This window comes from Pseudomonas sp. URIL14HWK12:I6 (genome assembly GCF_000514195.1).
GTDB classification, from domain to species: Bacteria; Pseudomonadota; Gammaproteobacteria; order Pseudomonadales; family Pseudomonadaceae; genus Aquipseudomonas; species Aquipseudomonas putida_A.
Genome location: NZ_AZVL01000006.1, coordinates 207,433 through 231,947, shown reverse-complemented (window position 1 = coordinate 231,947; position 24,515 = coordinate 207,433). Strand labels below are relative to the sequence as shown.

Here is a 24,515-nt window from a genome sequence, read left to right as displayed (position 1 = left end):
CACAGTTTTTTCAGGACGAACACACATATGAAAATAACAAAGAGTCTGTTCCACGCGAGTGTTCTGGGTTTGTCGCTGCTGGCGACCAGCGTGATGGCGGCCGTTCCCGCCGCCGAAGCCGACAAGCTGGGCAAGAGCCTGACCCCGATGGGCGCCGAAATGGCCGGCAACGCCGACGGTTCGATCCCTGCCTGGAAACCGTTGGCGAAAAATGCCGGCACGGTCGACAGCAAGGGCTTCCTGTCCGATCCGTTCGGCAGTGAAAAACCGCTGTTCACCATCACCGCGCAGAACGTCGAGCAGTACAAGGACAAGCTTGCTCCGGGCCAGTACGCGATGTTCAAGCGCTACCCGGACACCTTCAAGATTCCGGTTTATCCGTCCCATCGCGGCTCGACCGTGCCGGATGACGTGTTCGCCGCGATCAAGAAAAACGCCACCACCACCAATCTGGTCGCAGGCGGTAACGGTCTGGAAAACTTCGATACCGCCGTGCCGTTCCCGATTCCGAAAAGCGGTCTGGAAGTGATCTGGAACCACATCACCCGCTACCGCGGTGGCAGCGTGACCCGTCTGGTGACCCAGGCGACTCCGCAAACCAACGGCTCGTTCAGCCTGGTGTACTTTCAGGACCAGTTCGTGTTCCGCGACAAAATGAAGGATTACGATCCGGCCAACCCGGGCAACATCCTGTTCTACTTCAAGCAGAAAGTGACCGCGCCGGCACGTCTGGCCGGTACCGTGCTACTGGTGCACGAAACCCTCGACCAGGTGAAGGAGCCGCGCAAGGCGTGGGTCTACGCCACTGGTCAGCGTCGTGTGCGTCAGGCACCGCAAGTGTCCTATGACGGCCCGGGCACTGCGGCGGACGGTCTGCGTACCTCCGACAACCTCGACATGTATAACGGTGCGCCGGATCGCTACGACTGGAAGCTCGAAGGCAAGAAAGAGATGTACATTGCCTCCAACAGCTACAAGATCGACTCGCCGACTCTCAAGTACGCCGACATCATCAAGGCCGGCCATATCAACCAGGACCTGACCCGTTACGAGTTGCGTCGTGTCTGGCACGTGGTCGCCACCCTGAAACCGGGTCAGCGCCATATCTATGCCAAACGTGACTTCTACATCGACGAAGACACCTGGCAGGCAGCGGTCATCGACCACTACGACGGTCGCGGTCAGCTGTGGCGTGTCGCCGAAGCGCATGCCGAGGACTACTACGACAAGCAAGTGCCGTGGTACGCGCTGGAAGCCCTGTACGACCTGCAATCGGGTCGCTACCTGGCGCTGGGCATGAAGAACGAAGAAAAATCAGCGTATGACTTCGGTTTCTCTGCCACCAAGAGTGAATTCCAGCCGGGCAACCTGGGCCAGGACGGTATCCGCTAAGCTTTGACCCGAGGCCGCATCCTCGAAAAAACGCCCCGACTGGTTCGGGGCGTTTTTTTTGGCGTTGATTTTGTAGGAGCTGCCGGCTCTCGACAGTCTTTTTGTAGCCATTTGTAGCAGCAACCTTCATAACCGCTACGTTTAAGGCTAGGCTGCGGACATCTGCTACGCCGCCAACAGCCATTCGAACAAGAGCCGGCCATGACTGATCTGTCCCCACTTCCGGGTCCCGCAAGCGTTGCCGTCGCGGCACTGGACGGACGTTTTTTCCGTCCTCCGCTGCCGGACGGATACGTCTTGCGGCCACGTCTCTGCGAGCGCCTGCAAACCGGGCTCGGTGGACGTCTGTTACTGGTGTGCGCTCCGGCCGGGTTCGGCAAGAGTTCGCTGGCGGTGGAGTTCTGTCAGAGCCTGCCGGGGCACTGGCAAAGTCTCTGGCTGGGATTGAGCCCACGGGATAACGATCCGGGGCGGTTTCTCGAGCGATTGCTGGAGGGACTGCAGGACTACTTTCCGGATCTGGGCAGTCGTGCACTCGGCCTGTTGAAGATGCGCCAGCGCCATCAGCCGTTCGCCTTCGAAGAATGGCTCGATGGTTTGCTCGATGAACTGGCCCTGCAACTGCAACCGACGGCGCCGCTGTTGCTGGTGCTCGACGACTACCATCTCGCCCAAGGCCCGGTACTCGACCGTTGCCTGCAGTTTTTCCTCAATCATCTTCCCGATGGCTTGCTGGTCATGGTCACCAGTCGGCAGCGCCCGGACTGGCATCTGGCGCGTCTGCGCCTGTCGCGCCAGTTGCTCGAACTGCATGAGCAGGACTTGCGCCTGACCCACGATGAGGCCCTGACGCTGCTTGATCGACACAGCAGTTCATTGCGCGGCGAAGCGCTGGAAAACCTGATCCAGCGCAGCGAAGGCTGGGTGGCCGGACTGCGTTTCTGGTTGCTTGCGGTCTCCGAGGCTGGCAGCGGGGCTCCGTTGCCACCCGCGCTGAACGGCGGGGAAGGGCTGATCCGCGATTACCTGCTGGAAGAAGTGATCGATTGCCTGCCGGCCGAGGTGCAGGCGTTTCTCTACGACACCGCCCCTCAAGAGCGCTTTTGCAGCGAGCTGTGCGACGCGGTGCGCGAAGCCCACGACAGCGCCGAAATCCTGCGGTTTCTGTTGGCGCATCAGGTATTTCTGGTGCCGCTGGACGAACACGGTCACTGGTATCGCTATCACCATTTGTTTTCCGATCTGCTGCGCAGCCGTCCCGTGACCCAGACGCTGGTGCCGGCGGCGACCCTGCACCTGCGCGCCTGTCGCTGGTTCAATGCTCAAGGGCTGCTCGACGAAGCGGTGGAGCAGGCCTTGCGCGCCGGCCATCTGGATGTCGCAGCGAATCTGGTGCAGAACCTGTCCGAGGAACAACTGCTCGCCGAGCAGAACGTGGGCATGCTGCTGCGCTGGAAAATGGACTTGCCCGACAGCCTGCTGATCAGCACGCCACGCTTGATCGTGCTCTATAGCTGGGCGCTCGGGCTGGCCTGTCAGCTGGATGCCGCTGAAGAGCTGGCCAGTCATTTAAGTCGTTTCCTGCCTGCGCCTTCGGCTTCGGCGCAGAAGTCGATGCTCGCGCAATGGCTGGCGCTCAGCGGCATCATCGCCCGCGGGCGAGGGCATCGTGAGCTGACCCAGCGCTATTGCAGCGAAGCGCTGGAAAGCCTGCCGGTGAAACGTTACGGGCAACGCCTGATGTGCCTGTCGACCTTGTCCAATCTGGCGATTGCCGACGGTGACCTGTGGCGTGCGCGGGGCTTGAATCGAGAATCCCTCGAGCTGGCGCAGCGGGTCGGCAATCCGTTGTTCGAAGCCTTGGCGCATTACGACCGGGCGCGGGTCCTGCAATCGCGCGGGGAAATTCTGCGCGCCCTGGATGAGGTGCATCAGGGTCTTGATCGTCTGCGCGGGTTGTCGGCGCAACGTCTGTACGCGGTGCGTGCACGGCTGACGCTGTATGAAGGTTTTCTGCTGTCGATGCGCTTGCAACCGCAGCAGGCCCGGGCCCGATTGCTGAGCGGTCTGGCCGAAGCGCGGGCCTGCCGGGATATCAGCGTATTGATCGGTCACTGCGTGATCGCCCGTCTCGACGGCAGCGTCGGCGAGTTCGCCAAGGCCTTCGCCGAACTCGCTGAAGCCGAGCGTCTGATGCATATCTGGGATGTGCCGCCGATCTACTATCTGGCGATGATCACCCTGGTCAAATGCGAACTGTGGTTGGCGCAAGGCCGCACTGATCTGGCCGAAGCCTGGCTGGCGCGACTGGGCCAGACCTACACCGGCGAACGTGCAGCCGCACCACCGGAATTTCATCCACAGCTGCCGCTGCATGTGGAATTGCAACAAGCGTTGCTCGACGTGATCAAGGGCCAGCCGATGCTCGCCGAAGGGCGGTTGAATGTGTTGCTGGAAAACGGTCAGCAAACCGGGCGCCAGTTACTGTGTGTGATGGCGCTGGCGCAGAAAGTGAATTTGCTGCTGAGCAGTGGTCGCGAATCCGAGGCACGCAAAGCATTGAACCAGGCGCTGGAAGCGGCGGCGGGCGGCGTGATACAGCCATTTGACGCCTTGATCAAAGCGCATCCGGACTGGCTGCGCAGCCAGCTGCAAAACTCGCCAGCACTGGCAGGACAGCAGTTGCTGACGCATTTTCCGCTGGTGGTTGCCCGTCCTGTCATTGAATCTGGATCTGCCGAACAACTCAGCAGTCGCGAGCTGGCGGTGCTGCGTTTGATTGCCCAGGGCTGTTCCAATCAGGAAATCAGCGAGCAACTGTTCATCTCGCTGCATACGGTGAAAACCCATGCCAGCCATATCAACAGCAAGTTGGGGGTTGAGCGGCGTACCCAGGCGGTGGCCCGCGCCAAGGCGCTGGGGTTAATGATCTAGTCCCGCTAAAATCTTCGGCATCAGCGGTTTTCGCCGCCGTCGAATATTGATCAGGATTGCCCCATGACTGTTCCAGCGCCTGCGCTCATCCGCGAAACCTTCCCCGTCGGCCCGCTGCAGTGCAACTGCACGATCATCGGCGACCCGATCACTAAAAAAGCCATCGTCGTCGATCCGGGCGGCAACCCCGATCTGATCATGGCGCGCCTCGATGCCCATGGTCTGAAAGTGGTCAGTATCATCCACACCCACGCGCATCTCGATCATTTCCTCGCCTCCGGGCAGATGAAAGAAAAGACTGGCGCGACCCTGCACCTGCACAAGGAAGACCAGTTCCTGTGGGACAACCTCGAAATGCAATGCCAGATGTTCGGTGTGCCCTACACGCCGGTGCCGTCGCCGGATCGCTGGTTGAGCGACGATGAAGAACTGGCCTGCGGCTGCGGCGTGGCGCTGCATACGCCGGGACATACGCCCGGTTCCATGAGCTTTTGGTTTTCCGAGGCTAAGCTGTTGATTGCCGGCGACACGCTGTTTCGTCGCGGAGTAGGGCGCACGGATTTGTGGGGCGGCGATCAGGCGACCATCGTGCGATCGATCAAGCAGCGGCTGTACACCCTCGACGAAGACGCAATCGTGGTTGCCGGGCATGGTCCGGACACGCGTCTCGGGGATGAAATGCGGGAAAACCCGTTCGTGCGCGCCTAAACATTTTGTCATGAGTGTGCGGCGGAATTTTTCGGCATTGTCATGATCCAACGCCCGCACAGGTCTATTGCCTAGGGCCGCTGCCACACAGAATGCGAAAAAAACCAGGAGCTCTTCATGTTCACCACGCCTCGTTTGATTATTGTTGCTACCGCTGTGGCCATGTTGGCCGGCTGCGCCTCGCCCAACCCGTATGACAATCAGGGGCAGGCCGACGGTGGCTCGCAAGGCATGAGCAAAACCGCCAAGTACGGCGGTCTCGGTGCGCTGGCCGGCGCCTTGGCAGGTGCCGCCATCGACCACAACAACCGTGGCAAGGGTGCCTTGATCGGCGCGGCGGTCGTTGGTGCCTCGGCGGCCGGTTACGGTTACTACGCCGACCAGCAAGAGAAAAAGCTGCGCGCCAGCATGGCCAACACCGGGGTTGAAGTGCAGCGCCAGGGCGACCAGATCAAACTGATCATGCCAGGCAACATTACCTTCGCCACCGACTCGGCGAACATCGCGCCAAGCTTCTATCAGCCGCTGAACAATCTGGCGAACTCGCTGAAAGAGTTCAACCAGAACCAGATCGAAATCGTCGGCTACACCGACAGCACCGGCAGCCGCCAGCACAACATGGACCTGTCTCAGCGTCGTGCGCAGAGCGTGGCCACCTACCTGACCTCGCAAGGTGTCAGCGGTGCCAACCTCTCGGCCCGTGGCGCCGGCCCGGATAACCCGATTGCCAGCAACGGTGACGTCAATGGCCGCGCGCAGAACCGCCGCGTCGAGGTCAACCTGAAAGCGATTCCGGGTCAGCAGTATGGTGGTCAGCAGCAACAGCCGGGGACGGTTCAGCAGTATCCGTAAGTGAATGCTTGAGTGAAGAAATGCCCGGTCTTGTGACCGGGCATTTTTTTGGGTTGCCCGTGCTGGCCCTTTCGCGAGCAAGCCCGCTCCCACAGGGATGGGTGTTGTTCACAGAATCTGCGTTCACCACATGACCCTGTGGGAGCGGGCTTGCTCGCGAAGGGGCCGGACCAACACCCTCAAATCATCAGATACAAAAAAGCCCCCGGACAACCGAATTGTCCGGGGGCTTTTTGCTTGCAGCGAAGACTGATTACTTCTTCAAGCCATAATGCTCATCGAGCATGCCAGGCGAGTTTGGGGCTTTCGGTGCGTAGTCGCGTGGCGGCTCCTGATCGCGCGGCGGCGTCAGGCGTTCGCGCGGTGCCTGCGCGGCATCGGCGTGCAAAGCGGCGATCAGGCGTTGACGGGTCTGCTCGTCCAGGGCCAGGCGGTTGGCACCCTCGGCGAGATGATCCTGCACTTCCTGATAGCTCTGGGTCAGCTTCTTGACCAGCGTCGCGGTGCTGTTGAAGTGAGTGACCACCTCGTTTTGATAGCTGTCGAAACGCTCCTGGATATCATCCAGTTGACGCTGCGTGCGGCTCGGCGCGGCATTCGGTGCGACGCGAGCGATCAGGAATCCAATGGCGACACCCACAACCAGGGCAAGAGTCGGTAACAACCAAACTAAGAGCGAGTGTTCCACGAGTCCTTCCTCTATAAACGGCTTTGCTTTACGTTAACGGCTCGAACCTGCGCTGTATACCGCGATTCACTCGCAATAGATTGGCACAGACAATTTGCTAGACGAGTCGACCCGATTCGAGGTCACGGAGTTCCTTCCTTGCTGATGCGTGAAACCCCTGTAGTGATTGCCGGCCCCGTCGGCCAAATCGAAGCGCTGTACCTCGATAACGAGCAGCCAATCGGCATCGCGCTGATCTGCCATCCAAACCCGGTGCAGGGCGGCACCATGCTCAACAAGGTCGTCTCGACCCTGCAGCGCACTGCGCGCGACGCAGGTTTGATCACCTTGCGCTTCAACTATCGCGGCGTCGGTGCCAGCGAAGGCTCCCACGACATGGGCAGCGGTGAAGTCGACGACGCTCAGGCTGCCGCAGCATGGCTACTGGAAAAGCATCCGGAGCTGCCGCTGACCCTGTTCGGTTTCTCCTTCGGCGGATTTGTTGCAGCAAGTCTCGGCGGTCGTCTCGAAGCCCAAGGCGTGCAGCTCAAGCAGTTGTTTATGGTCGCGCCGGCAGTTATGCGCCTGGGCGATCAGGATCAACTGCCACAGCACGGCGAGCTGACCGTGATCCAGCCGGAAACCGACGAAGTGATCGATCCGCAGTTGGTCTACGACTGGTCGGAAAAACTCCAGCGCCCCCATGAGCTGCTGAAAGTGGCAGAATGCGGACACTTTTTTCATGGCAAGCTGACCGATCTCAAGGATCTGATCCTGCCGCGTCTCTCGAATTGATTGCAGTCTGACAAGCGATTACCCATGACGAACCGTACCCGTATCCTCACCGGCATCACCACCACCGGCACGCCGCACCTGGGCAACTACGCCGGCGCCATCCGCCCGGCGATCCTCGCCAGCCGCGACAGCAATGCCGATTCGTTCTACTTCCTGGCCGACTACCACGCCCTGATCAAATGCGATGACCCGCTGCGCATCCAGCGCTCGCGTCTGGAAATCGCCGCGACCTGGCTGGCCGGTGGCCTGGATGTCGACCGTGTGACCTTCTATCGCCAGTCCGACATCCCGGAAATCCCCGAGCTGACCTGGCTGCTGACCTGCGTCGCCGCCAAAGGCTTGCTCAACCGGGCGCACGCCTACAAGGCCTCGGTGGACAAGAACGTCGAAACCGGCGAGGACCCGGATTCTGGGATCACCATGGGCCTCTACAGCTACCCGGTGCTGATGGCGGCGGACATTCTGATGTTCAACGCGCACAAGGTGCCGGTCGGTCGCGACCAGATCCAGCACGTGGAAATGGCCCGCGACATCGGCCAGCGCTTCAACCACCTGTTCGGCCAGGGCAAGGAGTTCTTCACCATGCCCGAAGCGCTGATCGAGGAAAGCGTGGCGACCTTGCCCGGCCTCGACGGGCGCAAGATGTCGAAGAGTTACGACAACACCATCCCGCTGTTCTCCAGCGCCAAAGAGATGAAGGACGCGATCTCGCGGATCGTCACCGACTCCAAAGCGCCGGGCGAAGCCAAAGATCCGGACAACTCGCACCTGTTCACTCTGTTTCAGGCGTTCGCCACACCGGCGCAGGCGGACGAATTCCGCAGCGAACTGCTCGGCGGTCTGGGTTGGGGCGAGGCGAAGAATCGTCTGTTCCAGTTGCTCGACAATGAACTGGGCGAGTCCCGCGAGCGCTATCACCAGTTGATCGAGCGCCCGGCGGATCTGGAAGACATCCTGCAACACGGCGCGAAAAAGGCTCGTGCGGTGGCGACGCCGTTCCTCAACGAACTGCGTGAAGCGGTCGGCCTGCGTTCGTTCGTCAATCAGGTGCAAGTCGCGGCGACCACCAAAAAGAAAGCCGTGAAAGCTGCACGTTTCGTCAGCTTCCGTGAAGACGACGGCAGCTTCCGCTTCCGTCTGCTGGCGGCTGATGGCGAGCAACTATTGCTGTCGCGCAACTTCGCCGACGGCAAAACTGCAGGCCAAGTGACCAAACAACTGCAAGCCGGTCAGGCGCTGGACATTCGCAATCAAGACCTGAGCTTCAGCGTGTGGCTGGAAGGCGAGTGCGTTGGCGACAGCCCGGCGTTCGCCGATACTGCTGCGCGAGACGCGGCCATCGAGGCTCTGCGCGTTGCGCTGACCCCGGTTCAGGACTAATCCGCGGCGCGGCCCGACCAAGGGCTGATTGCCATTCCTACGGGCCGTCGCTACAGTGACGGCCCGTTTTTGTTGCCTTGCTAACGAATTATGACGCCCCTAGAACGATACCAAGCTGATCTGAAACGCCCGGACTTCTTCCATGACGCCGCGCAGGAAACTGCCGTGCGTCATCTGCAGCGCCTGTACGACGATCTGATCGCGGCCGAGCAGAATAAGCCGGGTTTGCTGGGCAAGCTGTTTGGCAAGAAGGATCAGACGCCGGTCAAGGGCCTGTACTTCTGGGGCGGTGTGGGTCGCGGCAAGACTTATCTGGTCGACACCTTTTTTGAAGCGCTGCCGTTCAAGGAAAAGACCCGCACCCACTTCCACCGCTTCATGAAGCGTGTGCACGAAGAGATGAAAACCCTCGGCGGCGAGAAAAACCCGCTGACCATCATCGCCAAGCGCTTTGCGGCCGAGTCGCGAGTGATCTGCTTCGATGAATTCTTCGTTTCGGACATCACCGACGCGATGATCCTCGGCACGCTGATGGAAGAGCTGTTCAAGAACGGCGTGACCCTGGTCGCGACCTCGAACATCGTTCCGGACGGCCTGTACAAGGACGGTCTGCAGCGCGCGCGCTTCCTGCCGGCCATCGCGCTGATCAAGCAGAACACCGAAATCGTCAACGTCGACAGCGGTGTCGACTACCGTCTGCGCCACCTCGAACAAGCGGAGCTGTTCCACTATCCGCTGGACGAAGCCGCCCATGAAAGCCTGCGCAAGAGCTTCAAGGCCCTGACGCCGGAATGCACGGCAGCGGTGGAAAACGATGTGCTGATCATCGAGAACCGCGAAATCCGCGCCCTGCGCACCTGCGACGACGTGGCCTGGTTCGACTTCCGCGAACTGTGCGACGGCCCGCGCAGCCAGAACGATTACATCGAACTGGGCAAGATCTTCCACGCCGTGCTGCTCAGCGGCGTCGAGCAGATGAGCGTCACCACCGACGACATCGCCCGGCGTTTCATCAACATGGTCGACGAGTTCTACGACCGTAACGTCAAGCTGATCATTTCTGCCGAAGTCGAGTTGAAAGAGCTGTACACCGGCGGACGCCTGACGTTCGAATTCCAGCGTACGCTCAGCCGTCTGCTGGAGATGCAATCGCACGAATTCCTGTCGCGGGCGCACAAGCCTTAAACAGATTCGGCAAAGAAAAAGGGCCTGCAATTGCAGGCCCTTTTTTGTGCGCTGAATTTCCCCTGTGGGAGCGAGCCTGCTCGCGAAAGCGGTGTGTCAGCCAACAATTTTGTTGAATGTGGAAACCGAATTCGCGAGCAGGCTCGCTCCCACAGGGGCATTACGCTGTTGTGGGAGAGCTACGCAGCCTGCTGAAACTGCTGCCGATACTGGTTCGGCGACAGCTCGGTGTGCTGGCGGAACAGCCGCGCAAAGAAGCTCGCATCGTCGTAGCCGACCTCATAACTGATGGTCTTGATGCTCTTGCGACTGCCGGACAGCAAGCCCTTGGCGGTCTCTATACGCAACCGTTGCAGGTAGTGCAGCGGCTTGTCGCCAGTGGCAGTCTGAAAGCGGCGCATGAAATTACGGATGCTCATGCCGTGCTCGCGGGCCACGTCTTCGAAGCGGAACTTGTCGGCGAAATGCTCTTCAAGCCAGTGCTGGATCTGCAGGATGATCACGTCCTGGTGGAGCTTCTGCCCGCCGAACCCGATGCGTCCCGGCGAATAGCTGCGCTGCACTTCATACAAAATGTCGCGGGCCACGGCTTGCGCCACGTTGGCGCCGCAGAAGCGTTCGATCAGGTAGATATAGAGATCGCAGGCCGAAGTGGTGCCGCCGGCGCAATACAGGTTGTCGGCGTCCGTCAGGTGCTTGTCCTGATTGAGGTACACCTTGGGGAAGCGCTCGGCGAAGGCATTAAAGAAACGCCAGTAGGTGGTCGCTTCCTTGCCGTTGAGCAATCCGGCTTCGGCCAGCCAGAACACCCCGGTGGCTTCGCCGCAGAGCACGGCGCCGCGGGCATGCTGTTCGCGCAGCCACGGCAGAATCTGTGGGTAACGACCACAAAGCGTTTCGAAGTCGTCCCAGAACGCCGGGAGGATGATGACGTCGGCGTTTTCCAGGCCGCCGTCCACCGGCATCATCACGTCACTGAAGCTGTTCACCGGTTTGCCGTCGGGGCTGACCAGGCGGGTTTCAAACGCCGGTGTCAGGCCGTGGCCCAATTGTTTGCCGTAACGCAGGCTGGCCAGATGGAAGAAATCCTTGGCCTGCATGAGAGTGGATGCGAAAACCCGGTCGATTGCCAGGATGCTGACGCGCCGCAAGGGCGTGGAGACTTGCTTGGACATAATTCAACTTTTGTTTTGTTTTTATAAGGGAAAGTGGTCACCAGACGGCTGGATCGTCTTATTTTTTGTCGGATGTGTCCAGTGTCCTGTGTCGGAGGTGAGGCTTAGTCTCTGAAGGTCATATTCCTCCAACAAGAATGAAAGGTGCCGCATGATCCCCAGAACCTTGTTCAGCTCCGAGCACGAATTGTTCCGCGACAGCGTACGAACCTTCCTCGAAAAAGAGGCTGTGCCGTTCCATGCGCAATGGGAGAAACAAGGCCACATCGACCGCAAACTGTGGAACAAAGCCGGGGAGGCGGGGATGCTCTGCTCACACCTGCCGGAAGAATACGGCGGCCTGGGCGCGGATTTTCTGTACAGCGCGGTGGTGATCGAAGAGGTCGGTCGCTTGGGTCTGACCGGTATCGGCTTTTCGCTGCATTCGGACATCGTCGCACCGTACATCCTGCATTACGGCAGCGAAGCGCTGAAGCAAAAATACCTGCCGAAACTGGTCTCGGGCGAGATGGTCAGTGCGATTGCCATGACCGAGCCGGGTGCCGGTTCCGACCTGCAAGGGGTCAAGACCACGGCGGTGCTGGATGGCGACGAGTACGTGATCAACGGCTCCAAGACTTTCATCACCAACGGCTTCCTCGCTGATTTGGTGATCGTCGTCGCCAAGACTGATCCGAAGGCCGGCGCCAAGGGCACCAGCCTGTTTGTGGTGGAAGCGAATACGCCGGGCTTCGAGAAGGGCAAACGCCTGGAGAAGGTCGGAATGAAGGCTCAGGACACGTCGGAATTGTTCTTCCAGGACGTGCGTGTTCCCAAGGAAAACCTGTTGGGTCAGGCCGGGGCAGGGTTTGCCTACCTGATGCAGGAATTGCCGCAGGAACGTCTCACGGTGGCGATCGGTGGTTTGGCCTCAGCCGAAGCTGCGCTGAAGTGGACGCTGGATTACACCCGTGATCGCAAAGCGTTCGGCAAGGCGATTGCCGACTTCCAGAACACCCGCTTCAAACTGGCGGAAATGGCTACCGAGATTCAGATCGGCCGAGTATTTGTCGACAAGTGCCTGGAGCTGCATCTGCAGGGCAAGCTCGACGTTCCGACAGCGGCGATGGCCAAATACTGGGGCACCGACCTGCAATGCAAGGTGCTCGACGAGTGCGTGCAGTTGCATGGCGGCTACGGCTTCATGTGGGAATACCCGGTGGCCCGGGCGTGGGCAGATGCGCGCGTGCAGCGCATCTATGCCGGCACCAATGAAATCATGAAGGAGATCATTGCGCGCTCGCTTTGATCTTCGCTGCATTGACGGGCCTCTTTGCGAGCAGGCTCGCTCCCACAGGGATCACCGTACCTGTGGGAGCGAGCCTGCTCGTGAAGCTTTTAGCGGTCGATCAAGGCGCCGGGTTCGGGTGATCCTTGTGAATCGCCTCGATTCCCGCCAGCACTTCATCGGAAAGTTTCAGATCAAAACTGGCAATGTTGCTGTCCAGTTGCTCAAGTGTCGTCGCGCCAATGATGTTGCTGGTGACGAACGGTTGCTGGGTGACGAACGCCAGCGCCATTTGCGCCGGATCCAGACCGTGTTCACGGGCCAATGCCACATAGCGGCTGCAGGCAGCTTCCGATTGCGCGTTGAAATAGCGGCTGAAGCGGCTGTAGAGGCTCAGGCGGCCTTTCGGTGGGCGCGCGCCACCTTCGTACTTGCCTGACAGGAAGCCGAACGCCAGCGGCGAGTAGGCGAGCAGGCCGCATTGTTCGCGGATGGCGATTTCCGCCAGGCCGATTTCGAAGCTGCGGTTGAGCAGGTTATACGGGTTCTGGATCGACACCGCACGCGGCCAGCCACGGGCTTCGGCCAAGGCTAGGAAACGCATGGTGCCCCACGGCGTCTCGTTGGACAGACCGATGTGGCGGATCTTGCCGGCCTTGACCTGCTCGTCGAGGGCTTCGAGGGTGTCTTCGAGCGGCGTCAGGTTGGCCTCGATCTTGTGCTTGTAGCCCAGCTGTCCGAAAAAGTTGGTGCTGCGCTCTGGCCAGTGCAATTGATAAAGGTCGATGTAATCGGTCTGCAGGCGCTCGAGGCTGGCATCCACCGCGGCGGTGATGTGCTGGCGATTGTGGCGCAGGTTCTTGTCGCGGATGTAGTCGATGGTGTTGCCGGGGCCGGCGATCTTGCTGGCTAGGATCCAGTCGGCGCGGTCGCCGCGACGCTTGAAGTAATTGCCGATGTAGCGCTCGGTGGTGGCGTAGGTGTCGGCTTTCGGCGGCACCGGGTACATCTCGGCGGTGTCGATGAAATTGATCCCGGCTTCCTTGGCCCGTTCGATCTGGGCGAAGGCTTCAGTTTCAGTGTTTTGCTCGCCCCAGGTCATGGTGCCGAGGCAGATTGCACTCACGTTCAGGTCGGTACGGCCTAGCTGGCGATAGTCCATCGGGTGCTCCTTGGGCAAAACAATCATAAAAGCAGGTTGAAAATTTTTTCGCAATCTGCATAATTGCCGACCTCTTTCTGCAGTGGAAGTGATGCGCCGCCGCCGAAGAATCTTGCCGTTGAACGGACGCGCCGACCCGAGCCCCCGAAAGCGTCTGTATCCGGCTGCCTTTGACTTGTCAAAGTACGCACTATTCAGTAAGATCCGCCGTCTTATTTACAGGCGGCCCCTGAGGCTATAAAGAATGAAAACTTTTACTGCTAAACCGGAAACAGTAAAGCGCGACTGGTTTGTCGTCGACGCTGCTGGTCAGACCCTGGGTCGTCTGGCCACCGAAATCGCGAGCCGTCTGCGTGGCAAGCACAAGCCTGAGTACACTCCTCACGTTGACACCGGCGACTACATCGTCGTAATCAACGCCGAGCAGATCCGTGTAACCGGCGCTAAAACCACTGACAAAATGTACTACTCCCACTCCGGTTTCCCGGGCGGCATCAAGTCGATCAACTTTGAAAAGCTGATCGCCAAAGCCCCTGAGCGCGTGATCGAGACCGCGGTTAAAGGCATGCTGCCTAAGAACCCGCTGGGTCGTGACATGTACCGTAAGCTGAAAGTCTATGCGGGCGCTGCACACCCTCATACTGCTCAGCAGCCCCAAGAACTGAAGATTTAACGGAATAGTTCATTATGTCGGCGACTCAAAATTACGGCACTGGCCGTCGCAAGACCGCAACCGCACGCGTTTTCCTGCGTCCGGGTACTGGTAACATCTCCATCAACAACCGCTCCCTGGACTCGTTCTTCGGCCGCGAAACTGCCCGCATGGTAGTTCGTCAGCCGCTGGAACTGACCGAGACTGTCGAGAAGTTCGACATCTACGTCACTGTCATCGGTGGTGGTGTAAGTGGTCAGGCTGGCGCAATCCGCCACGGCATCACTCGCGCTCTGATGGACTATGACGAAACCCTGCGTAGCGCTCTGCGCAAAGCAGGCTTCGTTACTCGCGACGCCCGTGAAGTTGAACGTAAGAAAGTTGGTCTGCGTAAAGCGCGTAAGCGCCCGCAGTACTCGAAGCGTTAATTCGTTTCCACGTTCAAAAAAGAACGCCCGATTCCTCACGGAACCGGGCGTTTTTTTATGCCTGCGATTTATCAAAAGAATTGCGCTGTGACAACTTGCCACATTCGTAGACCCCCTATACTGCAAGGCTTGAGGGTGTGAGCTCCGGGTAATTCCCTTGTCAGAATTGGGGCTTTTCATTACCATCTCGGCAAAATTTTTATAAGTAACATTGATTTATTTAGTAGATGCCTGATTTAACAGGCCACAAAGCTGATGGGAGAGGACTGAATGAGCAATGACGGCGTGAATGCAGGCCGGCGTCGCTTCTTGGTAGCAGCCACATCCGTGGTGGGTGCTGCAGGAGCGGTGGGGGCTGCGGTCCCGTTCGTGGGGTCATGGTTTCCCAGTGCCAAGGCGAAAGCCGCCGGTGCACCGGTGAAAGTGAATGTCAGCAAGATCGAGCCAGGACAGCAGATGATTGCCGAGTGGCGCGGCCAGCCGGTGTTCATTGTCCGCCGTACTGCGGAAATCCTGGGGAATCTCAAGAAGATCGAGGGCCAGCTCTCCGATCCGACTTCCAAAAACTCCACGCAACCCACCTATGTCGACCCTGAAGTGCGTTCGATCAAGCCGGAAATTCTTCTGCTGATCGGGATCTGCACGCACCTGGGTTGCTCACCAACCTTCCGTCCCGAAGTGGCGCCTGCAGATCTGGGTAAAGACTGGGTCGGTGGCTATTTCTGCCCTTGCCATGGCTCCCACTACGATCTGGCTGGCCGCGTCTACAAGTCGCAACCCGCGCCTTTGAACCTGCCAGTTCCCCCGCATTCCTATGAGACCGATGACCTGATTGTCATTGGCGTCGATACGGAGAAAGCGTGATGAGCAAGTTCATGGATTGGGTTGATGCGCGCTTCCCTGCGACCAAAATGTGGGAAGACCATCTCAGCAAGTATTACGCACCAAAAAACTTCAACTTCTTCTATTTCTTCGGCTCGCTGGCGCTGCTGGTGCTGGTCAATCAGATCGTCACCGGTGTCTGGCTGACGATGAGCTACACGCCGTCGGCAGAAGAGGCGTTCGCTTCCGTCGAATACATCATGCGCGATGTCGAGTACGGCTCGATCCTGCGTCTGCTGCACTCCACCGGCGCCTCGGCGTTCTTCATCGTGGTCTATCTGCACATGTTCCGTGGCCTGCTCTACGGTTCGTACCAGAAACCACGTGAACTGGTCTGGGTATTCGGCATGCTGATCTACCTGGCGCTGATGGCCGAGGCCTTCATGGGTTATCTGCTGCCTTGGGGTCAGATGTCCTACTGGGGTGCCCAGGTGATCATCTCGCTGTTCGGTGCGATTCCGGTGATCGGTAACGACCTGACCCAGTGGATTCGGGGTGACTACCTGATCTCCGGGATTACCCTGAACCGCTTCTTCGCCCTGCACGTCGTGGCGCTGCCGATCGTGATCCTTGGTCTGGTGGTGCTGCACATTCTGGCGCTGCACGAAGTCGGCTCGAACAACCCTGATGGCGTCGACATCAAGAAGCACAAAGACGAAAACGGTGTCCCACTGGATGGCATTGCCTTCCATCCGTACTACACCGTGAAAGACATCGTCGGCGTAGTGGTGTTCCTGTTCATCTTCTGCTTTATCGTGTTCTTCTTCCCGGAAATGGGCGGCTACTTCCTCGAAAAACCAAACTTCGAGCAAGCCAACCCGTTCAAGACGCCTGAGCACATTGCCCCGGTCTGGTACTTCACGCCGTTCTACGCGATCTTGCGTGCGATCCCGGACAAACTCATGGGCGTGATCGCCATGGGCGCCTCGATTGCCATGTTGTTCGTGCTGCCGTGGCTGGATCGCAGCCCGGTCAAATCGATGCGCTACAAGGGCTGGATGAGCAAAGCATGGCTGGTGGTGTTCTGCATTTCCTTCGTGATCCTCGGCATTCTGGGCGTACTCGCTCCGACGCCGGAGCGCACGCTGGTGTCGCAGATCTGCACCTTCCTGTACTTCGCCTACTTCATTCTGATGCCGTTCTACACCAGGCTCGAGAAGACCAAACCGGTTCCGGAAAGGGTGACTGGCTGATGAAAAAGTTATTTTTTGCTCTGATTTTTGCTGCTCTGCCCGTGCTGTCTTTCGCCGCCGAACACGGTGGTCCGGAGCTGGAAAAAGTCGACATCGATGTATCCGACAAGGCTGCCCTGCAAGATGGCGCGCGAACCTTCGCCAACTATTGCATGGGTTGCCACAGTGCCAAGTTCCAGCGTTACGAGCGGGTGGCCGATGACCTCGGCATTCCCCACGAAATGATGCTCGAGAAGCTGGTGTTCACTGGCGCCAAGATCGGCGACCACATGAACATCGGCATGCAGCCGGCGGACGCCAAGACCTGGTTCGGTGCTGCGCCGCCGGACCTGACTTTGGTGGCTCGCGTGCGTGGCACTGACTGGCTCTACGGTTACCTGCGCTCGTTCTACGAAGATCCGGCACGTCCTTGGGGCGTGAACAACAAGGTCTTCCCGAACGTCGGCATGCCTAACGTGCTGGTCGGCCTGCAAGGTCGCCAGGTGGTTGGCTGCAAGCAAGTGCAGATCGTCGAGGACGGCAAGAAGCAATACGATCCGCTGACCGGTACGCCGCTGACCCATGAAGCGTGCGATCAGTTGACCATCGTGCCGAAATCCGGTGCTCTGAACGAAGAGCAGTTCGATGAGAAGGTCAAGAATCTGGTAACCTTCCTGGCTTACTCGGCTAACCCGGTTAAGCTGCAACATCAGCGCATCGGTACTTACGTCTTGCTGTACCTGGCGTTCTTCTTTGTGTTCGCCTACCTGCTCAAGCGTGAATACTGGAAAGACGTGCACTGATACGCTTCAAGCATTGCTGTTAATCGCGCGCGCCCAAGGGTTCCTCCGATAACGCAAGGTCTGGTTCGCCAGACATTGCGGGAGGCGCCCTCTGGGCGCGCGCGTTTTTCCGGTTCCGATAATTTCAACAAGCGAGGAGGATCGCCATGGGCGTGACCAATCGGTTGGCCTGTTACTCCGACCCCGCCGACCACTATTCCCACCGAGTGCGCATCGTGCTTGCAGAGAAGGGTGTCAGCGCCGAAATCATTTACGTGGAAGCTGGTCGCCAGCCGCCTAAACTGATTGAGGTGAACCCTTACGGCAGTCTCCCGACGCTGGTCGATCGCGACCTGGCGTTGTGGGAGTCGACCGTGGTGATGGAATATCTGGATGAGCGTTACCCGCATCCGCCACTGATGCCGGTTTATCCGGTGGCGCGTGCCAACAGTCGTCTGCTGATTCACCGTATTCAGCGCGACTGGTGTGGTCTGGTGGATCTGATTCTTGATCCCAAGTCCAAGGAGGCCGCGCGTGTCGTGGCGCGTAAGGAATTGCGTGAAAGCCTGACGGGCGTGTCGCCGCTGTTTGCCGACAAGCCGTTTTTCCTCAGTGAGGAACAAAGTCTGGTGGATTGCTGCCTATTGCCAATACTCTGGCGTTTGCCGATTCTGGGTATTGAACTGCCGCGGCCGGCCAAGCCGCTGCTTGATTATATGGAGCGCCAGTTTGCGCGTGAGGCTTTCCAGGCGAGTCTGTCTGGCGTCGAACGCGATATGCGCTAAGGCTTAAGGAGCCGCTATGAACTCCAGTCGACCTTATCTGGTCCGCGCGCTCTACGAGTGGATTGTGGATAACGATTGCACCCCGCACATGCTGGTCAATTCCGAATACCCGGCAGTGCAGGTGCCGCAGGGCTTCGCCAGTGACGGGCAAATTGTCCTGAACATTTCGCCCAGCGCCGTGCGGCACTTGCACATGGACAACGACGTGGTGACCTTCGAGGGTCGCTTCGGTGGCGTTCCGCACAGTCTGTATGTGCCAATCAGCGCGATTCTGGGCATCTACGCCCGGGAGAACGGGCAGGGCATGGTGTTCGATCTCGAGTCGCCGATGGATGACGAAGACGATATCGAGCCGGATGACGACTTGCCGCCACCGGGCAGCGAGCCGCCGCGACCAAGCGGCCGGCCAAGCTTGAAAGTGGTGAAGTAATAAAAAAGGCGATCCGGATGGATCGCCTTTTTTGTATCTGCTCGTCGCGTATCAGTCGATGTATTCGAACAGCTTCACGATTTTCTGCACACCGGAAACGCTCTGCACCAGGTTGGTCGCCTGTTGGGCTTCCTGCTTGGTCAGCAGGCCCAGCAGATAGACGATACCGTTCTCGGTCACGACCTTGATGCGCGAGCCGGGAATGCTGGCATCGGTCAGCATCTGGGTCTTGATCTTGGTGGTCAGCCAGGCGTCGTTCTGGCGGGCGAGGAAGCTCGACGGCGCAATCACTTGCAGCTCGTTGTGCACCTTCTTCACGCGCTGGACGTTGGCGGCGGCCTGTTCAGCCTTGGCCTTGAGGTCTTCGCGCGGCGTCTGGCCGGCGAGCAGCACCACGCCGTTGAAGCTGGTGACGACGATATGCGAGTCCTTGTCCAGGCCTGGGTCGGCCTTGGCCACGTTGACGCCGACTTTGGTCTCGATCAGCGAGTCGTCGATTTTGCTGCCGAAGGTTCGGGTGCCGCGGTCGTCTTCAATCGGCGCTTCACGGCTGGCATTCACCACCGAGGTGCAGCCGCTGATGCCGAGGCACAGGGTCAAGGCCAGAAGGCCAAGGCGATTAGGGGTCATTCTTCACTCCCGAACAGTTGGCTGTCGATCAGATCGCAGAGGCAATGGATCGCCAGCAGATGGACTTCCTGAATACGTGCAGTGACATGGGCCGGCACGCGAATCTCGACATCTTCAGGCAGCAGCAGCGAAGCCATGCCGCCGCCATCGCGGCCAGTCAATGCTACGACAATCATTTCACGATCATGTGCGGCCTGGATCGCTTGAATAATGTTGGCCGAGTTACCGCTGGTCGAAATCGCCAGCAATACGTCGCCTGGTTGACCCAGTGCGCGGATCTGCTTGGAGAACACTTCGTTGTAGCTGTAGTCGTTGGCGATCGAGGTGATCGTCGAGCTGTCGGTGGTCAGGGCGATGGCTGGCAGGCTCGGGCGTTCGCGCTCGAAGCGGTTGAGCAGCTCCGAGGAGAAGTGCTGGGCGTCGCCGGCAGAGCCACCGTTGCCGCACGAAAGCATTTTGCCTTCGTTGAGCAGGGCGTTGACCATGATCTGGCTGGCTTGCTCGATGTGCGGTGCAAGTACGTCCATCGCCTGTTGCTTGGTGTCGATACTGGCCTGGAAAAGCTGGCGAATTCGGGATTGCATGTCCATCTGTGTGACCTTAAGTAGCGCGGCTGTTCGGCACGTGAATGTGCAGCCCGCAAAGCAAAGAGCAAAAATTGTCGGTGAAAGTGTCCGGGGTGGTGTGCAGAGAATCAACCATCGAACGCATTCTGCAACCAGTTCAACTGATCCGGGTGCCTGTCGATGGCCACCACGTCGAAGCGGCAAGGGGAATCGGCCCAGCGTGACTCACGCTGAAGAAAATACTGTGCGGCGAAAATCAGTTTCTGCCGTTTGCGCTCATCGATGCTAGCGAGCGCGCCACCCCATTGAGTGTTTTTTCTGTAGCGGACTTCGACGAATACTACTGTATCGCCATCAAGCATGACCAGATCAAGCTCGCCCCGTTTGCATGACCAGTTCTGCGCCAGCAGGCGCAGACCGTGGTGTTGCAGATGCTCGAGCGCCTGGCGTTCGGCATCCTTGCCGCTTTGCAGGTGGGAGCCGTCGGGCATCAGCGCGGGGTGTCCGGCAGGCGTTGAACCTGACCGTTGACGAACTGCGCCCATGGCAACTGACGCACCACGCGTTGGGTCTGGGTCATGCCCAGGCTGCCCGACTGACCTTCGATGCGGCTGTCCGGCAGCGCCTTCAACTGACCCAGGCGCGGTGCCAGACGGTAGGCATCGACGCCCATGGCGTACAGGCGGCCGAGGCTGCCGGCCGCTTGTGGCCATTGCGCGGTGACTTGCTGGCGTAGCGGGTCATTGGCTTCCAGCAACCACGGGGTTTCGCAGAAGCGCACACCGTTCATGTCGTTGTACTGGTTCACATCGCCGCTGGCGCTGTAGACGTGGGACGTTGCGTACACCGGAACATCGCCCGCGTACTGGAAGTTCAGGGTCGGCTTGATCTGCTGCGCCTGTTGCGGGGTGGCTGCGAGGAAGATGAACTCGATGTCCTGACGACGCGACGGCTGCGCGGCTACGTTGGTGCCAGCGGCGTTCTGCAGGCTCTTGGCGCGGGCTTCGCTCTGACGCAGCTGGAACATGTCGGCGATCTGCTGGGCCAGTTGCACCGGCTGATCGACACGTTCGGTGGCGACGATGCTGCCGCCATTGGCCTGCCAGTCCTGGCTGAACGCACGCAGTACGCGGTCGCCCCATTCGCCTTTCGGCACCATGATCGCCGCGCGATGCAGGCCGTCGGCGCGGGCACGACGCGAAACTTCGCGGGCTTCGTCTTCAGCCGCCAGGCCGAATTGGAACAGTTGCGCCGGACCTTGATCACCTTCGCTGTAGTTCAATGCGAGGGTGGTGATCGGCAGTTGCGGACGGGTGCTCAGTTGTTTGACCAGCGGTTTTTCCAGCGGGCCGACCACGAGTTGCACGCCGTCAGCCTGAGCCTTGCGGTAGAACTCGTCCATCGAAGTCAGCTTGGAGCTGTCGTAGAACTCGATGGCGGGCGGCTTCTGGCCGGCCTGTTGCGCTTGATAGTGCGCCGCCATGAAACCTTCACGCAGGGCCTTGCCGACCGAGGCCAGTGGGCCGTCTTGCGGCAGCAGCAGGGCGATCTTGCTCAGGGGCTGGCTGGCCAGTTCCTTGAGTTTGGTCAGTGGCAGCGGCAGGTTGATTGCCGCCGGGTGTTTCGGGTTTTGTGCGCGCCAGGCATCGATCGCCGCTTGCTGCTGTTCCAGAGTGCCGGCGGTTTTCACGGCCAGGGCCAGACCCATCCAGCCGCCGAGATCGTCGGCGGTGTTGGGTTGCAGCTGATCGGTCGGCAGCGAGGCGATCAGGATCCAGATCGCTTCGTGGTTCTTGCTCGCGGCTTCGCCTTTGAGCATTGGCGCGATGAAGATGCGCTCGCGAGCGGCCGCCAGGGTCTGGCCGTCGGCTTCCAGTGCACGGGCATGCACGGTGCCGGTGCGCACTTGCTGATCTTCCGGCATTTCGCTCAGGTGCTGCAGGCTTGGATGGCTCAGGGCTGTCAGCGCAGCTTTCGGCTGATTGCGGGTCATCGCCAGTTCAGCGGACAGGGTGCTGGCGAAGATCTGCTGGCCTGGCTTCAACTGCTCCATCGGCACTTGTTGCAGGATCTGCGCGGACTGGCCGGCGTTGCCCTGGCGATATGCCAGGTCTGCCGCGCTCAAGCGCAACAGCGCGGCTTTTTCCGGCGTCTTGGCCTGGGTAGCCTGTTCGAGCAGTTGCTCGATGCTGGCATCCGGAGTCCGTGGAAGTTCGCCAAGGCTGGAGGAAGGGGAGCTGGCGCAGGCCGCCAGCAAGGCAGCGAGGCAGAGGGCAGTGAACAGCCGCAGGCAAGCGATCATGTAAGTGTTCCTGATACTCGATCAAATTAGCGTGGAATTGTACCCAAGCACTGGCCGGGGCGCGATGTTACTGGCGTGAATCAATCAATTTAGCTGGAGTAAATGTTGCAGCGGCGCACAACTGCGTGCAAAACCGCGCTTGGCTCATACGGTTCGCAAGCCTCGTGACGCGCTACAATGCCGGCTTTTACCGAACACGAGGTGTGCGCTTTGACTGCTCCAGGTCCTTTGAATTCCGCTGCTGGCTCGCTTTATGTGGTGGCGACGCCCATCGGCAACCTGGACGACATCAGCGCCCGGGCTCTGAAAATCCTTCGCGAAGTGGCGTTGATCGCCGCCGAAGACACACGGCACTCGGCGCGGTTGATGCAGCACTTCGGCATTGCCACGCCGTTGGCCGCCTGCCACGAACACAACGAACGTGATGAAGGTAGCCGCTTTATTACCCGTTTGCTGGCGGGCGATAACGTCGCGCTGATTTCCGATGCCGGGACGCCACTGATTTCCGATCCGGGTTACCATCTGGTGCGTCAGGCGCGGGCGGCGGGGATCAATGTGGTGCCGGTGCCGGGTGCCTGTGCTTTGATCGCGGCGCTGTCGGCGGCGGGCCTGCCCTCCGACCGGTTCATCTTCGAAGGCTTCCTGCCGGCCAAGTCGGTAGGGCGCAAGGCGCGCCTGGAAGCGGTAAAGGAAGAGTCGCGCACGCTGATTTTCTACGAGGCCCCGCATCGTATTCTCGAATGCCTGCAGGACATGGAAGCGGTGTTCGGTGGCGAGCGTCAGGCGTTGCTGGCCCGGGAAATCACCAAAACCTTCGAGACCCTCAAAGGCTTGCCGCTGGCTGAGTTGCGTGCATTTGTCGAGTCCGACAGCAATCAGCAGCGCGGCGAGTGCGTGGTGCTGGTGGCGGGCTGGTCTGCACCGGAGTCTGAAGATGCGGTCAGCGGCGAGGCGATGCGCGTGCTCAATCTGCTGCTCGAAGAGATGCCGCTCAAGCGCGCTGCCGCCCTGGCCGCGCAAATCACTGGCGAGCGCAAAAACGTCCTGTATCAGGTCGCACTGGAGCAGCAGAAGGGCGGGTAACCCGTCGCGCAGACGGGTTTCACGGCTATTAGCGCTTGTTCTTCGGGCGCTCTGCCGTTAACCTGCGCGGCGGAGAGTCGATCGGACAGTCGCTGCCCTCTATGAAAATTAGGGGGGGGAGGAAAGTCCGGGCTCCATAGGGCGAAGTGCCAGGTAATGCCTGGGAGGCGTGAGCCTACGGAAAGTGCCACAGAAAATAACCGCCTAAGCGCTTCGGCGCCGGTAAGGGTGAAAAGGTGCGGTAAGAGCGCACCGCACGTCTGGCAACAGTTCGTGGCTAGGTAAACCCCACTTGGAGCAAGACCAAATAGGGTCCCAAGGCGTGGCCCGCGCTGGGACCGGGTAGGTTGCTAAAGATGTCCAGTGATGGCCATCGTAGACGAATGACTGTTCAAGACAGAACCCGGCTTACAGATCGACTCTCCACCTTTTTCTTTCCCTGCTTGAATCAATGGCATCAGGGCTGGTTATTATCGGCAGGCCTGCGCTAAAGTCCGGCAGCGGCAAATGCAGTAATAGCCATTTCCCACCTTGCTTCAATCAACAGCAGAAGCGCTTTTGTAATACCGAAAAAATCTTACTCTTAACAAATTACTTTAACTTCCGAGCGCAGCTTTCAGTGCTGCATCAAGTTATTGGTCAAAAGTGTCCGCCAAATTGTCGTTACCCCTCCTTTTAAGCTCCTAAATCTCCGTTCTGTAAGGGTTTTCCTTTGATCCGCGCCTTGACGGTGTGGTGGGCGCATTCCTATAGTGTGCGCAAGTGGCGGAAAGTGGCATGAAGTGGGTTTTTTGAGCTCAAAACGATAAAAATTGGAGAAACGCTGACGTGTTTCGCGGAGCTAACGCTATCAGTCTCGATGCAAAGGGCCGTCTCGCCATGCCGAGCCGGTACCGTGACGAGCTCGTTTCGCGTAGTTCCGGCCAATTGATCGTGACCATTGATGCCGTTGATCCGTGCCTGTGTGTCTACCCGCTCGACGAGTGGGAAATCATTGAAACCAAGTTGCGCGCGCTCCCTTCGCTTCGCGAAGAGAACCGTCGCCTGCAGCGTTTATTGATTGGTAATGCCGTCGACCTCGAACTCGACGGCAGTGGTCGTTTTCTGGTTCCACCGCGTCTGCGCGAATACGCCAAGCTTGATAAGAAAGCGATGCTGGTGGGCCAACTGAACAAGTTCCAATTGTGGGACGAGGATGCATGGAACGCGGTGTCTGCCGCTGACCTTGCTGCTATTCAACAACCGGGCGCCATGCCTGACGAACTGCGTGATTTGATCCTGTGACT

Annotated in this window: 24 protein-coding genes and 1 other RNA gene; 18 read left to right on the top strand and 7 right to left on the bottom strand. The window is 59.4% G+C overall.

From position 1 onward, the window contains the following. The first annotated feature begins 27 nt into the window (after positions 1–27). The 4 genes from H043_RS0112835 (at position 28) to H043_RS0112820 (ending at position 5,886) form a co-directional block, all read left to right on the top strand. Positions 28–1,392: a DUF1329 domain-containing protein gene (locus tag H043_RS0112835; protein ID WP_027612198.1), complete on the top strand. Its 1,365-nt coding sequence runs from the start codon at positions 28–30 to the stop codon at positions 1,390–1,392. A gap of 201 nt (positions 1,393–1,593) precedes the next feature. Further along, entirely contained in the window at positions 1,594–4,326 is a 2,733-nt protein-coding gene (locus H043_RS0112830; protein WP_027612197.1) for a LuxR C-terminal-related transcriptional regulator, read from the top strand. Positions 4,327–4,389: 63 nt separating this feature from the next. After that, a complete protein-coding gene (locus H043_RS0112825) occupies positions 4,390–5,034 on the top strand; it encodes an MBL fold metallo-hydrolase (RefSeq protein WP_027612196.1) in 645 nt (214 codons plus the stop codon). Between the two features lie 117 nt (positions 5,035–5,151). Beyond that, positions 5,152–5,886, top strand: a complete 735-nt coding sequence (locus tag H043_RS0112820; RefSeq protein WP_007961595.1) for an OmpA family protein — start codon at positions 5,152–5,154, stop codon at positions 5,884–5,886. A 253-nt stretch (positions 5,887–6,139) separates the two neighbouring features. On the opposite strand, the gene H043_RS0112815 is transcribed toward H043_RS0112820, so the two are convergent. Continuing rightward, entirely contained in the window at positions 6,140–6,574 is a 435-nt protein-coding gene (locus H043_RS0112815) for a YhcB family protein (protein ID WP_027612195.1), read from the bottom strand. A 144-nt stretch (positions 6,575–6,718) separates the two neighbouring features. On the opposite strand from H043_RS0112815, the gene H043_RS0112810 reads away from it, so the two are divergent. From H043_RS0112810 to zapE, 3 genes are all read left to right on the top strand, one after another. Further along, positions 6,719–7,348, top strand: coding sequence for an alpha/beta hydrolase (locus H043_RS0112810; RefSeq protein WP_049827879.1), 630 nt, complete (start codon positions 6,719–6,721; stop codon positions 7,346–7,348). A 24-nt stretch (positions 7,349–7,372) separates the two neighbouring features. Then, complete coding sequence (locus tag H043_RS0112805) at positions 7,373–8,728, top strand: tryptophan--tRNA ligase (RefSeq protein WP_027612193.1); 1,356 nt, start codon at positions 7,373–7,375, stop codon at positions 8,726–8,728. Between the two features lie 90 nt (positions 8,729–8,818). After that, complete coding sequence (gene zapE / locus H043_RS0112800) at positions 8,819–9,913, top strand: cell division protein ZapE (protein ID WP_027612192.1); 1,095 nt, start codon at positions 8,819–8,821, stop codon at positions 9,911–9,913. Positions 9,914–10,092: 179 nt separating this feature from the next. Here the strand turns inward: zapE and H043_RS0112795 are convergent, their stop codons facing one another. Next, on the bottom strand, positions 10,093–10,989 hold the full coding sequence (locus H043_RS0112795; RefSeq protein ID WP_171061848.1) for a GlxA family transcriptional regulator: 897 nt from the start codon (positions 10,987–10,989) through the stop codon (positions 10,093–10,095). 250 nt (positions 10,990–11,239) lie between these two features. Here H043_RS0112795 and H043_RS0112790 point away from each other — a divergent pair, with 250 nt between their 5' ends. Further along, positions 11,240–12,376: an acyl-CoA dehydrogenase family protein gene (locus H043_RS0112790; protein WP_007961611.1), complete on the top strand. Its 1,137-nt coding sequence runs from the start codon at positions 11,240–11,242 to the stop codon at positions 12,374–12,376. A gap of 100 nt (positions 12,377–12,476) precedes the next feature. Here H043_RS0112790 and H043_RS0112785 read toward each other — a convergent pair whose 3' ends face one another. Beyond that, entirely contained in the window at positions 12,477–13,517 is a 1,041-nt protein-coding gene (locus H043_RS0112785; RefSeq protein ID WP_027612191.1) for an NADP(H)-dependent aldo-keto reductase, read from the bottom strand. A gap of 244 nt (positions 13,518–13,761) precedes the next feature. On the opposite strand from H043_RS0112785, the gene rplM reads away from it, so the two are divergent. The 7 genes from rplM (at position 13,762) to H043_RS0112750 (ending at position 18,648) form a co-directional block, all read left to right on the top strand. Then, positions 13,762–14,190, top strand: coding sequence for a 50S ribosomal protein L13 (gene rplM / locus H043_RS0112780; RefSeq protein WP_003228062.1), 429 nt, complete (start codon positions 13,762–13,764; stop codon positions 14,188–14,190). Between the two features lie 14 nt (positions 14,191–14,204). Then, on the top strand, positions 14,205–14,597 hold the full coding sequence (rpsI, locus tag H043_RS0112775; protein WP_007961615.1) for a 30S ribosomal protein S9: 393 nt from the start codon (positions 14,205–14,207) through the stop codon (positions 14,595–14,597). A 270-nt stretch (positions 14,598–14,867) separates the two neighbouring features. Continuing rightward, positions 14,868–15,461: a ubiquinol-cytochrome c reductase iron-sulfur subunit gene (gene petA / locus H043_RS0112770; RefSeq protein ID WP_003228055.1), complete on the top strand. Its 594-nt coding sequence runs from the start codon at positions 14,868–14,870 to the stop codon at positions 15,459–15,461. Further along, on the top strand, positions 15,461–16,672 hold the full coding sequence (locus tag H043_RS0112765) for a cytochrome bc complex cytochrome b subunit (RefSeq protein ID WP_027612190.1): 1,212 nt from the start codon (positions 15,461–15,463) through the stop codon (positions 16,670–16,672). Before petA ends, H043_RS0112765 begins: the two co-directional genes overlap by 1 nt. Beyond that, complete coding sequence (locus H043_RS0112760) at positions 16,672–17,454, top strand: cytochrome c1 (RefSeq protein WP_007917027.1); 783 nt, start codon at positions 16,672–16,674, stop codon at positions 17,452–17,454. Before H043_RS0112765 ends, H043_RS0112760 begins: the two co-directional genes overlap by 1 nt. Before the next feature lie 146 nt (positions 17,455–17,600). Next, the gene (locus tag H043_RS0112755) at positions 17,601–18,218 is read left to right on the top strand and encodes a glutathione S-transferase N-terminal domain-containing protein (RefSeq protein ID WP_007961620.1); all 618 of its coding nucleotides are present in this window, start codon (positions 17,601–17,603) and stop codon (positions 18,216–18,218) included. A 16-nt stretch (positions 18,219–18,234) separates the two neighbouring features. After that, the gene (locus tag H043_RS0112750) at positions 18,235–18,648 is read left to right on the top strand and encodes a ClpXP protease specificity-enhancing factor (RefSeq protein ID WP_027612189.1); all 414 of its coding nucleotides are present in this window, start codon (positions 18,235–18,237) and stop codon (positions 18,646–18,648) included. Between the two features lie 51 nt (positions 18,649–18,699). Here the strand turns inward: H043_RS0112750 and H043_RS0112745 are convergent, their stop codons facing one another. The 4 genes from H043_RS0112745 to H043_RS0112730 all read right to left on the bottom strand — a co-directional run bounded on the left by H043_RS0112745 (position 18,700) and on the right by H043_RS0112730 (position 22,146). Then, complete coding sequence (locus H043_RS0112745) at positions 18,700–19,278, bottom strand: BON domain-containing protein (protein ID WP_007961621.1); 579 nt, start codon at positions 19,276–19,278, stop codon at positions 18,700–18,702. After that, a complete protein-coding gene (locus tag H043_RS0112740; RefSeq protein WP_007961622.1) occupies positions 19,275–19,868 on the bottom strand; it encodes a phosphoheptose isomerase in 594 nt (197 codons plus the stop codon). The genes H043_RS0112745 and H043_RS0112740 overlap by 4 nt, the downstream gene beginning before the upstream one ends. Positions 19,869–19,972: 104 nt before the next feature. Then, positions 19,973–20,335 (bottom strand): YraN family protein, encoded by a 363-nt coding sequence (locus tag H043_RS0112735; protein ID WP_027612188.1) that lies wholly within the window; start codon positions 20,333–20,335, stop codon positions 19,973–19,975. Next, a complete protein-coding gene (locus H043_RS0112730; RefSeq protein ID WP_027612187.1) occupies positions 20,335–22,146 on the bottom strand; it encodes a penicillin-binding protein activator in 1,812 nt (603 codons plus the stop codon). Before H043_RS0112730 ends, H043_RS0112735 begins: the two co-directional genes overlap by 1 nt. Before the next feature lie 177 nt (positions 22,147–22,323). Here H043_RS0112730 and rsmI point away from each other — a divergent pair, with 177 nt between their 5' ends. The 3 genes from rsmI (at position 22,324) to mraZ (ending at position 24,513) form a co-directional block, all read left to right on the top strand. Continuing rightward, complete coding sequence (gene rsmI, locus H043_RS0112725) at positions 22,324–23,229, top strand: 16S rRNA (cytidine(1402)-2'-O)-methyltransferase (protein WP_081730231.1); 906 nt, start codon at positions 22,324–22,326, stop codon at positions 23,227–23,229. Positions 23,230–23,302: 73 nt separating this feature from the next. Next, positions 23,303–23,656, top strand: an RNA gene (gene rnpB, locus H043_RS29115) — RNase P RNA component class A. Between the two features lie 401 nt (positions 23,657–24,057). Next, on the top strand, positions 24,058–24,513 hold the full coding sequence (mraZ, locus tag H043_RS0112720; protein WP_003228026.1) for a division/cell wall cluster transcriptional repressor MraZ: 456 nt from the start codon (positions 24,058–24,060) through the stop codon (positions 24,511–24,513). Positions 24,514–24,515: the final 2 nt, after the last annotated feature.